Source organism: Pseudomonas sp. KU26590 (assembly GCF_026153515.1).
GTDB lineage: Bacteria > Pseudomonadota > Gammaproteobacteria > Pseudomonadales > Pseudomonadaceae > Aquipseudomonas.
In genome coordinates this window covers 4585122-4598987 of record NZ_CP110644.1, presented here as the reverse complement: position 1 = coordinate 4598987, position 13866 = coordinate 4585122, and the positions used below count along the sequence as shown (strand labels likewise).

Genomic DNA, 13866 nt, shown 5'->3' with positions numbered 1-13866 from the left:
TGAACGTCTTCGGAGCCTCCCGCATGTCCGGCAATACCTACGGCAAGCTGTTCACTGTCACCACTGCCGGCGAAAGCCACGGTCCGGCACTGGTTGCCATCGTTGACGGCTGCCCGCCCGGCATCGAGCTGTCGCTGGAAGACCTGCAGCGTGACCTCGACCGCCGCAAGCCCGGGACCAGCCGCCACACCACCCAGCGTCAGGAGCCCGACGAGGTCGAGATCCTGTCCGGCGTCTTCGAAGGCAAGACCACCGGCGCCTCGATCGGCCTGCTGATCCGCAACACCGATCAGAAGTCCAAGGACTATTCGGCGATCAAAGACCTGTTCCGCCCCGCCCACGCCGATTACACCTACCACCACAAATACGGCATCCGCGATTACCGTGGCGGCGGTCGCAGCTCTGCGCGAGAGACCGCCATGCGCGTCGCCGCCGGGGCCATCGCCAAGAAGTTTCTCGCCACCCAGGGCATTACCGTTCGCGGCTACATGAGCCAGCTCGGCCCGATCGAAATCCCGTTCAAGACCTGGGATTCCGTGGAAGACAACGCGTTCTTCAGCCCCGACCCGAGCAAGGTGCCGGAGCTGGAAGCGTACATGGATCAGCTGCGTCGCGATCAGGATTCTGTGGGCGCGAAGATCACGGTCGTGGCCGAAGGCGTGATGCCGGGCCTGGGCGAGCCGATTTTCGACCGTCTCGATGCTGAACTCGCCCACGCGCTGATGAGCATCAACGCGGTCAAAGGCGTCGAGATCGGCGCCGGCTTTGCCTGCGTTGCCCAACGCGGCACCGAGCACCGCGATGAGATGAGCCCCGAAGGTTTTCTGTCGAACAACGCCGGCGGCATCCTCGGCGGCATTTCGTCCGGCCAGCCAATCGTTGCGCACCTGGCGCTCAAGGCGACTTCCAGCATCACCACGCCGGGGCATTCGATCGACGTCGATGGCAACTCCGTTGAGGTCATCACCAAGGGCCGCCACGACCCGTGCGTGGGCATCCGCGCCACGCCCATCGCCGAAGCGATGATGGCTATCGTGCTGGTCGACCACTTGCTGCGCCATCGCGGGCAAAACGCTGACGTGCGCGTCACGACGCCGATTCTGGGTCAGCTGTAATGCCTGAGCCGCGCGTCGCCGCCGCGGTCATCTGAGCGTGGCGGCGCTTCCTTACTGGCGGCTCGCCAGCTTCTACCTCTTCTATTTCGCCCTGCTTGGGGCCACGGCGCCGTATATGGCGCTGTACTTCAGCCATCTGGGGTTTTCCGCCGCGCGCATCGGCGAGCTGGTGGCGATCCCGATGCTGATGCGTTGCGTCGCGCCCAACGTGTGGGGCTGGCTCGGCGATTACAGCGGCCGACGTCTGACCATCGTGCGCTTCGGCGCCCTCTGCGGACTGGCCTGTTTCAGCCTGATTCTTGTTGACACGTCCTACGCCTGGCTGGCGATGGTCATGGCCCTCTATGCGTTTTTCTGGCACGCCGTGCTGCCGCAATTCGAAGTCATCACGCTGACGCATTTGCAAGGCCAGACTTCACGCTACAGCCAGATCCGGCTGTGGGGATCGATCGGCTTCATCCTTTCGGTGGTCGTGCTCGGCCGGATGCTGGAGTGGTTCAGCCTGCATTACTACCCGCAACTGCTGCTGGTCATTCTGATCGGCATTGTCGCGAGCAGTTGGTGGGTACCGAATGCCCAGCCGGTGGTCTCGAGCGTGCGGGTTGCGGGCGAAGGGTTTCTCAGGCAACTGATCAGGCCGGGCGTAATGGCGTTTTACATCAGCGTCGCTCTGATACAGCTGAGCCACGGGCCGTATAACACCTTTCTCACGCTGCACCTGGAACACCTGGGTTACACCCGCGGCATCATTGGCCTGCTGTGGGCGCTGGGGGTGATTGCTGAAGTGTTGATGTTCATGGTGATGAGCCGTGTGCTTCAGCGGTTCAGTGTCCGTCAGGTGCTGATCACCAGCTTCGTGATCGCCGCATTGCGCTGGCTTTTGCTGGGTAATCTGGCCGATCATCTGGCCATTCTGATCGTCGCCCAACTGATGCACGCGGCCACGTTCGGCAGTTTTCATGCCTCGGCCGTGCATTTCGTGCAACGCAGCTTCGGGCCGCGCCAGCAAGGTCAGGGTCAGGCGTTGTACGCCGCCCTTTCCGGCACCGGCGGGGCGATGGGCGCTTTGTATTCCGGGTACAGCTGGAACGCGCTGGGCGCCAGCTGGACCTTTGCCATTGCGAGTCTGGCGGCCGTGGCCGCTGCTGTTCTGACCGCCACATGTATGAAAGAGGAGCGCGTATGAGTCGCGAAGCACTGGCTCGGGAAATCATCGAAGCGGGGCAGTTTCTGTACGCCCGGGGCTGGTCGCCCGCCACCAGCAGCAATTATTCCGTGCGCCTGTCGCCGACCGAAGCGTTGCTGACCGTCTCCGGAAAGCACAAGGGTCAGTTGGGCATGGACGACGTGCTGGCCACCGACCTTGCCGGCAACAGCCTGGAACCGGGCAAAAAGCCGTCGGCTGAAACCCTGCTGCACACCCAGCTATATAGCTTCAAGCCGGCGGTGGGTGCCGTGCTGCACACCCACTCGGTCAACGCCACCGTGCTGTCCCGGCTCACGGCCGGTGATCATCTGGTGTTCGAGGACTACGAGCTGCAAAAGGCCTTTAGTGGCGTTTCCACCCATGAATCAACCGTGGTGGTGCCGATTTTCGACAACGATCAGGACATCGCCCGGCTCGCAGGCAAGGTTCAGCCCTGGCTGGATCAACACCCTGACTGCGCCGGCTATCTGATTCGCGGTCATGGTTTGTACACCTGGGGCGCGAAGATGAGCGACGCCTTGCGCCAGATCGAAGCCTTCGAATTCTTGTTCGAATGCGAGCTCAAGACGCTGTCCGTGCTCAACCGCTGATCCCTGATCTACGCAACGATCATGCACTCCAGCGTTCCCACTGCCTGAATCAACGCGTCGGATCGGCCCCAGAGCCGAGAGACGCGGACCGAACCGAGGAAGCCCCGAAATGAGCAGTCTGTCCGTTTATCACGTGTCATCCCCCGAGCTGCCCAACAAGGTCCTGACGCACCTGGAAGACATTGCCTCGACCCTGGCCGAGCACGGCGTGGCGTTCGACCGCTGGCAGGCGGCAACGCCAATCACCCCCGGCGCCAGTCAGGAGGAGGTCATCGCGGCCTACCGCACCCAGATCGACAAGCTGATGACCGAGCGTGGTTACGTCACCGTCGATGTGATCAGCCTGAATAGCGATCACCCGCAGAAGGCCGAGCTGCGCGCCAAGTTCCTTGAGGAGCATCAGCATGGCGAGGATGAAGTGCGTTTCTTTGTCGCCGGCCGTGGCCTGTTTACCCTGCACATCGACGACTTCGTCTACGCCGTGCTTTGCGAGAAAAACGACCTGATCTCCGTTCCGGCCGGCACCCGACACTGGTTCGACATGGGCGAACATCCGCATTTCGTCGCCATTCGCCTGTTCAATAACCCGGATGGCTGGGTCGCCAAGTTCACCGGCGAGAGCATCGCCAGCCAGTTCCCGCGTCTGGAGGACTGATTAATCATGACCATCAAAGCGATCCTGACCGACATCGAAGGCACCACCAGCGCGGTGAGCTTCGTCTTCGACGTGCTCTTTCCTTACGCCAAACAGCATCTGCCCGAGTTCGTTCGCGGGCATGCCGGCGAACCCGACGTGGCCGCGCAGTTGCAGACCGTGCGCAACGACAGCGCCGAACCTGACGCGGGTGTCGATCGCGTGATCGAGATCCTCTTGCAATGGATCGCCGAAGACCGCAAAGCCACGCCGCTGAAAGCTTTGCAAGGCATGGTCTGGCAGCAGGGTTATCAGGCCGGTCAGCTCAAGGGGCATGTCTACCCGGATGCCGTTGAAGCGCTCAAAAACTGGCATCAGGCGGGTTACGCGCTTTATGTCTATTCCTCGGGCTCGATCCAGGCGCAGAAGTTGATCTTTGGTTGCTCCGAGGCGGGCGATCTGTCCGGGCTGTTCAGCGGCTACTTCGACACCACCTCCGGGCCGAAGCGCGAGGAGGCGTCCTATCGATCAATTGCGTCGAGCATCGGGCAGCCGGCGGAGGCGATTCTGTTCCTGTCCGATATCGTCGAAGAACTCGATGCGGCGCAACGGGCCGGCATGGCCACCTGCGCACTGGCGCGCGATGGCGGAGCACTGGAGGGGCACGTCAACGTCAGCAGCTTTACGGCGATCGACCCCAGCGCTTTCTGACGATCCAGGCGTGCTGAAAACCGACGGCCGATGTCTCTGACATTGGCCGTTTTTGTATCCAAATGCGGAAAAATGTAAGTTGGTTTTTGTTCGTTTGTGGGAAGTTGCTTGTTTCTCGGTCAGGCATGCCTGTTTGTTTTCGACGCTGTGTTTAACCCTCCTCGACTGTGTAACCCTTCGCCTGTCGGACCCTGACAGCTTTTGAATGCGCCTCGTGCGGTCGTGTTGACGACAGCACCTGACGCCGTTTTCAGCTGCCATGCATAAAAAAACCAATGGGTATCAGGGCCGCGCATTTGATGGTTTTAAACGGGAGGGAACATGAAAAACGCGCAGACAGGGACGCTGAGTCCGTTGATACAACAGATGGTCAGCAGCATCACTGAACAGGATGGCGATGCGGCCATCGCCAACGCACTTGACTGGCTAAGGGCTGAATGCCGCAGCGAAAGGGCCATGCTTTATCAGTACCGAAATGGCGTGCTGCTCAGTTGCATCACGTCGAACGTCGACAGCTACTGGAAGGACCTTTATTGCCAGGGACGCCTGATGATCGAGGACCCGGTCATCCGCTGCTACCGCCACACCATGGGCTTTCTGAATTGGGAAGAGGCCTTCAAGACCTACCCGCCATCTCCCGCCTATATGGCTGCGGTGGAGGATTGCGACCTGCTACCGGCCTTTTCCTACGGGTACAGCAGCCAGACGCGGGCCAATCAGGGTGTCATCACCGTTTGCACCCTCAATGGCATGGAGCGCCCGCTGACCCACAATGATCGTTACCTGCTGACGAGTCTGGTGCCGATGCTTCACGTGGCGGGGAAGGGGCGTCAACTGCAGACGCGTGCGCTGTCGCCCAAGGAGCTCGAAATTCTCAAATGGGCACGGGAAGGCAAGACGGCCTGGGAAATCGGGCTGATAAAAGAAGTCTCTGAGGCGACCGTCAAGCATCACTTCAAGAGCATCTACGCCAAGCTCGGGGTGACCAATCGCGCGCAGGCAGTGGGCGAGGCGTTGTGTCGGGGGATCATCCAGTAGACAGAGGCTCCGGGGTGGCCAGCGCCCGCCGTGAACCCCTCGGAAAAAAGCCCAAAAAAAACCGCGATAGCATCAACTATCGCGGGAATCTACAAGGGATGCTTCGATGAGAGTGAAACGTGCTGCTGCCGGAACGCTATGTTCCGGCCTGGTACTTATCGGGTGTGATAAGTAGGCAAATCAAAACGGTGCTGGCTCTGCAACATCGAGATAGCGGGCAGCTCGCTGGCTTGTGCGGCCAGGTCGCGACGAATCGCGCTGATTACCCATTCCAGTTGCACTGGCGTGTGCAGTTGGGCGTAAGACACGCAGCGGCGGATGTTGGTGCCTTCTTCATTGCGCAGAGTCAACAGAACGCCACCGTCCGGACGCGGTTGGGTGGTGACTTCGAAATCGGAAAATACTGATGCGAATTTTTCTTGGATGAAAGTCATGTCTAGAGGCTCCATTGCTCATGGGATAACAAGCTTGGAATAACTAGTGCAGTGACTGTGCCAGCTTTTGGCGATAAATAAATTTCAATTAAATCAGGGGGTTATGGATTTTTAAAAAATCCTGCCTCGTGCAATTTGCATGAATGCCGCTCGTGCGTCCTGCAATTTACCGGAGTGGGGAGTAAGCGATGGGGGCTGAGAGGAGAGAGACACGCATTGCGTGACATAACTGAGACAGCGGCATCCCTGATTTATTTCCCTTTGTTGCGAAATTTTCTCGTCGGGCGGTCGGTCGACCCTATCGGGCTCATTAAAGCCGGTAGTCAGGCGCCAGTTGCGGTCGCTGGCATCATATATGGCGGCGCCCTCTGCGGTGCGCTAACGGAGTTGTGGCCGTGAGTGGAACTAGACGGTTTATCCATGGCTCATAGATTGCCTGGCCCCTGGATCGCCGCATCCCTTGATTTATCCCGCGCACTGCACTGCGCTACTGGAGTTACATAATGTCTGAAGCCCCCGCCACGCCCGGTTCTGCCACGCGCATGACAGACGATGAAGCCTTGGAATTTGCCGAGCAGGTATTCGACCGAGCCCGTGCTGGCGATGCCCCGATGCTCGACCGGCTGCTGGAAAACGGCTTGACCCCCAACCTTCGCAACCACAAGGGCGACACGCTGTTGATGCTGGCCAGTTATCACGGTCATCAGGACGCCGTGCGGGTGCTGCTCAAGCATAAGGCTGACCCTGAACTGCGCAACGACAATGGCCAGAGTCCGATCGCTGGGGCTGCCTTCAAGGGCGACCTGGAAACCGTGAAGCTCCTTGTGGAAGGCGGCGCAGAGGTCGAGGGCGCATCGGCTGATGGCCGTACGGCATTGATGATGGCGGCGATGTTCAACCGTACGGCGATCGTCGACTACCTGATCTCCAAGGGTGCCAACCCCCACATTCAGGATGCCAAGGGCGTCACGCCGCTGATGGCCGCGCAGACCATGGGCGCGACCGAGACCGCCGAGCAGCTCACCCGTCTGGGGGCGTAAGCGATAGAGGCGCGCAGCATTTCCAGCTATCCTGCGCGCCTGTTTTCCAGCCCTCGGACGATCTGCCATGAAAGCTTCACTCATCGAATTCATCAGCAAGATCAGCTCCGGCTGCATGAGCGATGAAGAAATCGGAAAAATTGCCGACGAGGCCGCCCAGGCTTACGCCGACCCCGAAGCGTTCCTGACCGCCAATCCCGACATCAATTTCGACGACACCTTTCCAATCCCGTTGGGGGAGTGGGTAGTCATCGGCAGCCTTCCCGACACCGTGCTGCTCCAGGCCGATACCTACCCTGACCTGCTCACCGAGGTCATGGCGTCGTTCGGTCCGAGCGTGCCGTTTAACATCAAGCCCAAGCAACTGGTCAAAGCCGAGCCGCTGGTGGCGCTTAACCGCATTCAGGTTCAGCTTTCCAGCATGAACAAGGACATGGGCGGGTATGTGCTGATGGACGTCAGCGAGCCGCTGGACCACGTGTTGCAAACGGTGCTGGTCTACGGCGCCGACGTCGAGCGGGTCATGGCCCTCGGCGTTGAACTCGGCATATTGATCGAACCTGCGCTTGAGGCGCTCAAGGCGCAGGTTTGATCGCCGTCGAGACGGTTTCCTCAGCAGAGAAATATCCCTGCCGACCAACGGAACCCTCGTCTCAGGCCACCACTCTCAAGTGGGCAAGCCTTCAATAAGGAGCAACACCATGGGTTCTACTTTCAACGGTCTGATTGGCCTGATCATCTTGGCGCTGGATATCTGGGCCATCATCAACGTGCTGAAAAGCGGCGCGGAAACCGGGAAGAAAATTCTCTGGATTTTGCTGATCGTGATCCTGCCGGTGCTGGGCCTGATCATCTGGGCAATCGCTGGCCCGCGTGGCAACGTGCGTATCTAGTATCGCGCCAAGGCTTCAGAACACATAACGCTCGACTGGCCTGGCCCGTCGGGCGTTTTTGTTTCGGGCGGGCACCTGGGCCACCACGACATTCGACCTGTCATGCTCCGCGACGTAGAATGCGCGCCTTCTTGTGGGCGGCCTGCCGTCCTGTCATCAGTAGTTATCGGGGACTCCCTCCATGAGCGATTATCAAGAAACGTTGTACGAAGGCTACGGTCAGCGCTTTCGCATTGAAAAAATGCTGCATGAAGTGCGCACCGAGCATCAGCATCTGGTGATCTTCCAGAACCCGCGCATGGGTCGCGTCATGGCGCTGGACGGCGTGATTCAAACCACTGAAGCCGACGAGTTCATCTATCACGAGATGCTCACCCACGTGCCGATCCTGGCCCACGGCCGCGCCAAACGCGTCCTGATCATCGGCGGTGGCGATGGCGGCATGCTGCGCGAAGTCGCCAAGCACGCGACGGTTGAACACATCACCATGGTCGAGATCGACGGCACCGTGGTCGAAATGTGCAAGGAGTACCTGCCGAACCACTCCAAAGGCGCTTTCGATGATGCGCGTCTGAACCTGGTCATCGACGACGGCATGCGGTTCGTTGCCAATACCGAGGAAAAATTTGACGTCATCATTTCCGACTCCACTGACCCGATCGGGCCGGGCGAAGTGCTGTTTTCGGAAAACTTCTATCAGGCCTGCCATCGCTGCCTCAATGAAGGCGGCATTCTGGTCACGCAAAACGGCACGCCGTTCATGCAGCTGAGCGAAGTGCAGACCACGGCAGGGCGCATGAATGGCCTGTTCGCCGACTGGCACTTTTACCAGGCAGCGGTGCCCACCTATATTGGTGGCGCGATGACCTTTGCCTGGGGTTCCACGGATTCCCAGCACCGCAAGATTTCCCTGGATACCCTGCATCAGCGATTCGCCGGCAGTGGCATCGTGACCCGTTACTACAATCCTGAAATCCATATCGGCGCCTTCGCATTGCCGCAATACGTCCTTCAGGCGATCAGCAAGCCAAGCAACGCCTGACCGCTGGTATGTTATGTAAACCTGACATCCATCGATTGATGTCAGGTAAACGTAACTTCTTCTTGATCGCCCTTCATGTCACGTATACATTCCATGCATCGTTGAATGTTATGCAGGCGTGACAAATGGACGCGAAGTTATTGCTTGAGCGGTTGGGCAGTCAGATTGAAGAGATGCGCAAATCCCGCGGTCTCACTCAGGTTCAGCTGGCCTACCAATCGGGCATGACACGGCAAAAGCTCGCAGAAGTCGAAAAAGGCAGCCCGACCGTGGCGGTGAATTTCTACGCCAAGGTGCTGGCTGCGTTGAATGCCGAGATAAAGGTTGTTTCCGCCCGACGCCCGACGTTTGAAGAGCTGCGCGAGGTGTTCCAGTGAAACCGCTGGATCGTGTGCGCATTTTTACCCCGGAAGGTGAGAGCGGTGAGTTGTCCGCGTCGGAGTCCGGCGACTACCTGTTTCGCTATGGCCTGGACGCCAGTCCAGCGTCGCAGATCAGCCTGACCATGGGCGTTCGCGATGCGGCTTACGTATCGCGCAGCCTGCATCCGGTGTTCCAGATGAACCTGCCCGAAGGCTTCGTGCTGGAACAGTTGCGCAATCGCCTCGCCAAAACGACGCCCATCAACCCCATGCTGCTCATGGCGTTGACCGGCAGCGGTTCGCCGGTCGGTCGCGTGGCCGTGGTGTCTCCCATGATCGACGACCTGCTGGGCGGCACGGCTCCCGTCTCAGGCAAAAGTCTTGGGCAGATACTCAGCTGGGACGGAACGCATGATTTGTTTGCCGAACTGGTAGATCAATACATTTTGCGCACCGGGATTTCGGGCGTTCAGCCCAAAGTCATCGTGCCCGATTCGGATTTTGTTACGGACCCGAAAGCCACGCTGCTGATGCCCGAATTGATCGTCAAGTCGGGGAGGGCGGACTTCCCCGGGTTGGCCATCAACGAGTACGTGTGCATGGACGCTGCGCGCAGAGCCGGCATGCCGGTACCGGAATTTTATCTGTCGGATAACCGCCAGCTGTTCGTCATGCGCCGCTTCGATCGGGACGCTGAGCAACGTGCCATCGGTTTCGAGGACATGGCCGTGCTGATGGGCCTTGGCACGGAACAGAAATACGACTCCAGCTACGAAAACATCGCCAAGGCCATTCGCCTGTTTTGCGCGCCTGAGCATGTTCGTGATTCGCTGGATCAGTTCTTCGACATCGTCGCGCTCAGCTGCATGGTGGGCAACGGCGATGCTCATCTTAAGAATTTCGGACTGCTGTATCGCGACCCGCTGGGGGCGGACGCACGACTGGCGCCGGCCTACGACATCGTCAACACCACCGCGTATATAAGTGACGATGCGTTGGCCCTGCGCCTGGATGGCTCGAAAAGCCTGTTCGGATCGAGGCTCGGCATTCTGACGTTGGCGTCGACCTGTGACATCCGCAAACCGAACGTGCGCATCGCGCGGCTGATCGCGGCAGTGCAGGCGTCTCTGCAGGAAAACGCCTCGCTCAACCCCCACGCACCCCATGTCTTCGAAGCCATCGAGCACGCCGTCGAGCGGTATGCGCAGACGTTCAAGGTGTAAACGCGATTCAAGGCTTTGTAAGAAAATATGAGCGGCGGCGTTAATCAACGGAATTTTCACCGTTTCTTCGGGAAGATTCGCGCCGTTCCAGGCATGCCCACTGATTGAGATAAATGTTTGTGCCGATCCGTCATGAAGAATGCGCGGGATCGGTGGTAAACCGCGAGGGTTCACGTAATATTTGGCCCCCGCAGCCCGGACCGGCATTTCGATGTGGTCGGGCGCACCGCTTTTTGAACCTAAACCTGAATCCAACGGATCCCACAACACATGGCCAAAACGGACGCCCCGGCGCGCGCGCCGCAACCTACCGTCAAATCGCACCTGGCCTATACGCTCCTGAGCGGCCTGGTGCTGATGGTCCTGTACACCCTGTTGCGCGTTGCGCTGCTGGTCTATAACCGCGAAGGCATCGGCGCGACGCCGGCTTCCACCTTCATCGAGGCGTTCGGCAATGGCCTGCGGTTCGATTTGCGTCTGGTCGTGTACATCCTGATTCCCCTGCTGCTGTCCCTGTTCAGCGCGCGCATGATGGCCGCCCGTGGGGTGTTTCGCTTCTGGCTGACGGTGGTCGCGAGCCTGACCACGTTCTTCGGCCTGATGGAGATGGATTTCTACCGTGAATTCCACCAGCGCCTCAATGGCCTGGTTTTCCAGTACGTCAAAGAAGACCCGAAAACCGTCCTGAGCATGATCTGGTACGGCTATCCGGTGGTTCGCTATCTGTTGGCGTGGGCGCTGCTGACCTGGTTGCTGAGTCTGGTTTTCAAAGGCGTTGATCGCCTGACCCGGCCGCGTGGCGGGTTCAACGTCGCCAGCGCCGACAACCGTGTGGTCGCGCCGTTGTACAAGCGCGCCGTGGTCTTCCTGCTGTGCCTGGTGGTAGCCGTCATCGCTGCTCGCGGCACCTTGCGCCAGGGCCCGCCGCTGCGTTGGGGCGATGCGTACACCACTGACTCCAACTTCGCCAACACCCTGGGCCTGAACGGCACGCTGACGCTGATCGCCGCGGCGAAGAGCCGGATGTCCGAGGACCGCGACAACATCTGGAAGGCGACTCTGCCTCAGGCCGAAGCCCAGCAGATCGTCCGCGACATGCTGCTGACGGCCAACGAGAAGCTGGTCGATCCAGACAAAGCCGCTGTGCGCCGGGATTTCACGCCGCCAGCGGCCAACACGCTGCCGATCAAGAACGTCGTCGTGATCCTGATGGAAAGCTTCGCCGGCCATTCGGTGGGTGCGCTGGGTGACGAATCGAACATCACGCCTTACTTCGACAAACTGTCCCAGGAAGGTCTGCTGTTTGATCGTTTCTTCTCCAACGGCACGCACACCCATCAGGGCATGTTTGCGACCATGGCCTGCTTCCCGAACCTGCCGGGCTTCGAGTACCTGATGCAGACACCGGAAGGCAGCCACAAGCTGTCCGGTTTGCCGCAGTTGCTCAGTGCGCGCAAGTACGACGACGTCTACGTCTACAACGGTGACTTCGCCTGGGACAACCAGTCAGGCTTCTTCAGCAACCAGGGCATGACCAACTTCATTGGCCGTAATGACTTCGTCAACCCGGTGTTCTCGGACCCGACCTGGGGCGTGTCCGACCAGGACATGTTCGACCGTGGCGCCGAAGAGCTGAAAGCCCGCGAAGCCAAAGGCAAGCCGTTCTATGCCTTGCTGCAAACCCTGTCCAACCACACGCCGTACGCACTGCCGGCGAATCTGCCGGTCGAGCGCGTGACCGGGCATGGCACGCTGGATGAACACCTCACCGCCATGCGTTATGCGGATTGGGCGCTGGGTCAGTTCTTCGAGAAGGCCAAGAAAGAGCCTTACTACAAGGACACGCTGTTTGTGGTCGTCGGTGACCATGGCTTCCCCAATAACGAGCAGATCACCGAGATGGACCTGGGCCGCTTCAACGTGCCGATGCTGATGATCGCCCCGGGCCTGCAAGACAAGTTCGGCAAGCGCAGCAGCATCGTCGGCACGCAGATCGACATCGTGCCGACCATCATGGGCCGCCTGGGTGGTGACACCGTGCATCAGTGCTGGGGTCGCGACTTGCTCAATCTGCCAGCGGGAGACGAGGGCTTTGGTGTGATCAAGCCATCGGGCAGCGAGCAGACCGTGGCGCTGGTCACCGGCAACCGGATCCTGATCGAACCCAAGGACATGGAGCCGAAGGTGTACAGCTACGCGTTGGGCACCAAGCCCCACGCCGAGCTGATGCCGAACGCGCCGGACGTCGCCGAGTTGCGCAGGAAGCTCGACAGCTTCCTGCAGACCGCGACCAAGAGCCTGCTGGACAACACGGCAGGGGTCAAAGACGCCAAGCCACAATGACCGCAGCCTGATGAAAAACGCCCCGAGACCGGGGCGTTTTTTTTTGCCTGCGAATCCATGGCTGCAAGCTGCTGACGTCAGCTGTGCGCTGACGATTCGGGTTGAACGTCGTTGCGCTGCAAGGGTCAAGATCACTAGGCCGTTGTCAGGCCCTTACTGAGGAGAGATTGATGAAAGTGTGGACTATTTCGTTTCTGGACAAAGACGGTGTGCAGCAAACCCTCGATCTTGAATCCGATCACCGTCCCAGTGAAGAAGAGGCTGCGCAGCAACTCCGTCCGATCCTGTTTCCGGTCGCCAGTGATCTTGATCTGAACGACCTCGACGGTCGCACTGCCGAGCCCACTGTAAAGACACTCAAAGAGCAGAACGCGGTACAGATCATCTCCATCGTCGAGGCTTCGTAGGAAGCCTGCATTTCCCGCCCTCCTGCCAATTGGCAACGCACTATCAATGGGGGTACTCTGCCAGCGAGGTCGGTGATGCATCTACCCGAGTCCGCTCGCGTACGTATGCCCGTTTTGTAAAACGCACCGGCCTTGTCAGCGACATGCTTGAGTCCCGGGCGGCAGATGACCTGCCGCTACACGCCTCGCCATCGAGGGGTGTTTCGGGATAGTTGAAACTCTATCTATCGTTGCATAGGAGGACGTTTCATGAGCACAGCCTATCAAGAAGACGTCAGCAGCCATGTACTGCGCTGCATGAAAGAAGGCGGTTTCGACTTCGCACGCATTCACCCCATCGAGTTCTATGCCACCTTTCCGGATGAGGACCGGGCGCGTCAGGCTGCGGAAAAATTTCGTGGCGAGTCAGTCAATGTCCAGCTCAATGCGCTGGAAGACGGTGCCTGGCACCTGGAACTGAGCAAGTTGATGTACGCGACCTACGACGGGATAGGCGATTTCGAGCAGGATTTCCAGACCGCGATTTTCGGTCTGGACGGGGAGGTTGAAGGCTGGGGCGTCAAACAGGTGCTCAAGCGCCTGCATTGACCTGTAGGCGTCGCTAGCAAACGACTGGTAGTCGAACGCAATCTCTCGCCTCTGCGACCCAGCGTGGGGGAGGGAGATGCACCGAGCTGAATCACAGGCAAAAAAAAGCCGCTCTCTTGGGAGCGGCGCAAAGGGAATATCGGGTGGCGTTGCCAATAAGGTTTTGAGCCAATCGCCTTGGGTGATCCGGCGGGTTGGTCTGCGGTATGGGGCGATTATGCTCAGCTCCTGTAACGCGC

Annotated in this window: 16 protein-coding genes; 15 read left to right on the top strand and 1 reads right to left on the bottom strand. The window is 59.5% G+C overall.

The genetic code is table 11. The features are described from left to right. The first annotated feature begins 23 nt into the window (after positions 1 to 23). The 6 genes from aroC (at position 24) to OKW98_RS20445 (ending at position 5295) form a co-directional block, all read left to right on the top strand. On the top strand, positions 24 to 1115 hold the full coding sequence (gene aroC, locus OKW98_RS20470; protein WP_265386404.1) for a chorismate synthase: 1092 nt from the start codon (positions 24 to 26) through the stop codon (positions 1113 to 1115). Positions 1116 to 1152: 37 nt separating this feature from the next. Then, positions 1153 to 2301, top strand: a complete 1149-nt coding sequence (locus OKW98_RS20465) for an MFS transporter (protein WP_265386403.1) — start codon at positions 1153 to 1155, stop codon at positions 2299 to 2301. Then, positions 2298 to 2912: a methylthioribulose 1-phosphate dehydratase gene (locus tag OKW98_RS20460; protein ID WP_265386402.1), complete on the top strand. Its 615-nt coding sequence runs from the start codon at positions 2298 to 2300 to the stop codon at positions 2910 to 2912. Before OKW98_RS20465 ends, OKW98_RS20460 begins: the two co-directional genes overlap by 4 nt. 109 nt (positions 2913 to 3021) lie before the next feature. Then, positions 3022 to 3567 carry a 1,2-dihydroxy-3-keto-5-methylthiopentene dioxygenase gene (locus OKW98_RS20455; protein WP_265386401.1) on the top strand — a complete coding sequence of 182 codons (546 nt, stop codon included), beginning with the start codon at positions 3022 to 3024 and terminating at the stop codon, positions 3565 to 3567. Positions 3568 to 3573: 6 nt separating this feature from the next. Then, complete coding sequence (gene mtnC, locus OKW98_RS20450) at positions 3574 to 4257, top strand: acireductone synthase (RefSeq protein WP_265386400.1); 684 nt, start codon at positions 3574 to 3576, stop codon at positions 4255 to 4257. Between the two features lie 321 nt (positions 4258 to 4578). Continuing rightward, positions 4579 to 5295: a helix-turn-helix transcriptional regulator gene (locus OKW98_RS20445; RefSeq protein ID WP_265386399.1), complete on the top strand. Its 717-nt coding sequence runs from the start codon at positions 4579 to 4581 to the stop codon at positions 5293 to 5295. Positions 5296 to 5450: 155 nt separating this feature from the next. Here OKW98_RS20445 and OKW98_RS20440 read toward each other — a convergent pair whose 3' ends face one another. After that, on the bottom strand, positions 5451 to 5729 hold the full coding sequence (locus OKW98_RS20440) for a DUF3509 domain-containing protein (RefSeq protein ID WP_074891912.1): 279 nt from the start codon (positions 5727 to 5729) through the stop codon (positions 5451 to 5453). Positions 5730 to 6232: 503 nt separating this feature from the next. Here OKW98_RS20440 and OKW98_RS20435 point away from each other — a divergent pair. The 9 genes from OKW98_RS20435 to OKW98_RS20395 all read left to right on the top strand — a co-directional run bounded on the left by OKW98_RS20435 (position 6233) and on the right by OKW98_RS20395 (position 13627). After that, complete coding sequence (locus tag OKW98_RS20435; RefSeq protein WP_265386398.1) at positions 6233 to 6769, top strand: ankyrin repeat domain-containing protein; 537 nt, start codon at positions 6233 to 6235, stop codon at positions 6767 to 6769. 67 nt (positions 6770 to 6836) lie between these two features. Continuing rightward, entirely contained in the window at positions 6837 to 7361 is a 525-nt protein-coding gene (locus OKW98_RS20430; RefSeq protein WP_265386397.1) for a hypothetical protein, read from the top strand. 109 nt (positions 7362 to 7470) lie between these two features. Beyond that, positions 7471 to 7662 (top strand): PLDc N-terminal domain-containing protein, encoded by a 192-nt coding sequence (locus OKW98_RS20425; RefSeq protein WP_037009073.1) that lies wholly within the window; start codon positions 7471 to 7473, stop codon positions 7660 to 7662. A gap of 181 nt (positions 7663 to 7843) precedes the next feature. Next, a complete protein-coding gene (speE, locus tag OKW98_RS20420) occupies positions 7844 to 8704 on the top strand; it encodes a polyamine aminopropyltransferase (RefSeq protein ID WP_265386396.1) in 861 nt (286 codons plus the stop codon). Positions 8705 to 8829: 125 nt separating this feature from the next. Beyond that, positions 8830 to 9081 carry a helix-turn-helix domain-containing protein gene (locus tag OKW98_RS20415; protein ID WP_265386395.1) on the top strand — a complete coding sequence of 84 codons (252 nt, stop codon included), beginning with the start codon at positions 8830 to 8832 and terminating at the stop codon, positions 9079 to 9081. 5 nt (positions 9082 to 9086) lie between these two features. Then, positions 9087 to 10289, top strand: a complete 1203-nt coding sequence (locus tag OKW98_RS20410; protein ID WP_265389796.1) for a type II toxin-antitoxin system HipA family toxin — start codon at positions 9087 to 9089, stop codon at positions 10287 to 10289. 270 nt (positions 10290 to 10559) lie between these two features. After that, positions 10560 to 12632 carry an LTA synthase family protein gene (locus OKW98_RS20405; protein WP_265386394.1) on the top strand — a complete coding sequence of 691 codons (2073 nt, stop codon included), beginning with the start codon at positions 10560 to 10562 and terminating at the stop codon, positions 12630 to 12632. Between the two features lie 170 nt (positions 12633 to 12802). After that, positions 12803 to 13039, top strand: coding sequence for a hypothetical protein (locus OKW98_RS20400; RefSeq protein WP_122535170.1), 237 nt, complete (start codon positions 12803 to 12805; stop codon positions 13037 to 13039). A 249-nt stretch (positions 13040 to 13288) separates the two neighbouring features. Then, positions 13289 to 13627, top strand: coding sequence for a ribonuclease E inhibitor RraB (locus tag OKW98_RS20395; protein WP_074891900.1), 339 nt, complete (start codon positions 13289 to 13291; stop codon positions 13625 to 13627). Positions 13628 to 13866: the final 239 nt, after the last annotated feature.

What these genes read in the sequence shown, in the direction of transcription:
- OKW98_RS20405 (WP_265386394.1), top strand. Translation starts at nt 10,560, where the DNA reads ATGGCCAAAACGGACGCCCCGGCGCGCGCGCCGCAACCTACCGTCAAA.
- OKW98_RS20460 (WP_265386402.1), top strand. Translation starts at nt 2,298, where the DNA reads ATGAGTCGCGAAGCACTGGCTCGGGAAATCATCGAAGCGGGGCAGTTT.
- speE (WP_265386396.1), top strand. Translation starts at nt 7,844, where the DNA reads ATGAGCGATTATCAAGAAACGTTGTACGAAGGCTACGGTCAGCGCTTT.
- OKW98_RS20435 (WP_265386398.1), top strand. Translation starts at nt 6,233, where the DNA reads ATGTCTGAAGCCCCCGCCACGCCCGGTTCTGCCACGCGCATGACAGAC.
- OKW98_RS20430 (WP_265386397.1), top strand. Translation starts at nt 6,837, where the DNA reads ATGAAAGCTTCACTCATCGAATTCATCAGCAAGATCAGCTCCGGCTGC.
- OKW98_RS20395 (WP_074891900.1), top strand. Translation starts at nt 13,289, where the DNA reads ATGAGCACAGCCTATCAAGAAGACGTCAGCAGCCATGTACTGCGCTGC.
- mtnC (WP_265386400.1), top strand. Translation starts at nt 3,574, where the DNA reads ATGACCATCAAAGCGATCCTGACCGACATCGAAGGCACCACCAGCGCG.
- OKW98_RS20440 (WP_074891912.1), bottom strand. Translation starts at nt 5,729, where the DNA reads ATGACTTTCATCCAAGAAAAATTCGCATCAGTATTTTCCGATTTCGAA.
- OKW98_RS20455 (WP_265386401.1), top strand. Translation starts at nt 3,022, where the DNA reads ATGAGCAGTCTGTCCGTTTATCACGTGTCATCCCCCGAGCTGCCCAAC.
- aroC (WP_265386404.1), top strand. Translation starts at nt 24, where the DNA reads ATGTCCGGCAATACCTACGGCAAGCTGTTCACTGTCACCACTGCCGGC.
- OKW98_RS20445 (WP_265386399.1), top strand. Translation starts at nt 4,579, where the DNA reads ATGAAAAACGCGCAGACAGGGACGCTGAGTCCGTTGATACAACAGATG.
- OKW98_RS20425 (WP_037009073.1), top strand. Translation starts at nt 7,471, where the DNA reads ATGGGTTCTACTTTCAACGGTCTGATTGGCCTGATCATCTTGGCGCTG.
- OKW98_RS20415 (WP_265386395.1), top strand. Translation starts at nt 8,830, where the DNA reads ATGGACGCGAAGTTATTGCTTGAGCGGTTGGGCAGTCAGATTGAAGAG.
- OKW98_RS20400 (WP_122535170.1), top strand. Translation starts at nt 12,803, where the DNA reads ATGAAAGTGTGGACTATTTCGTTTCTGGACAAAGACGGTGTGCAGCAA.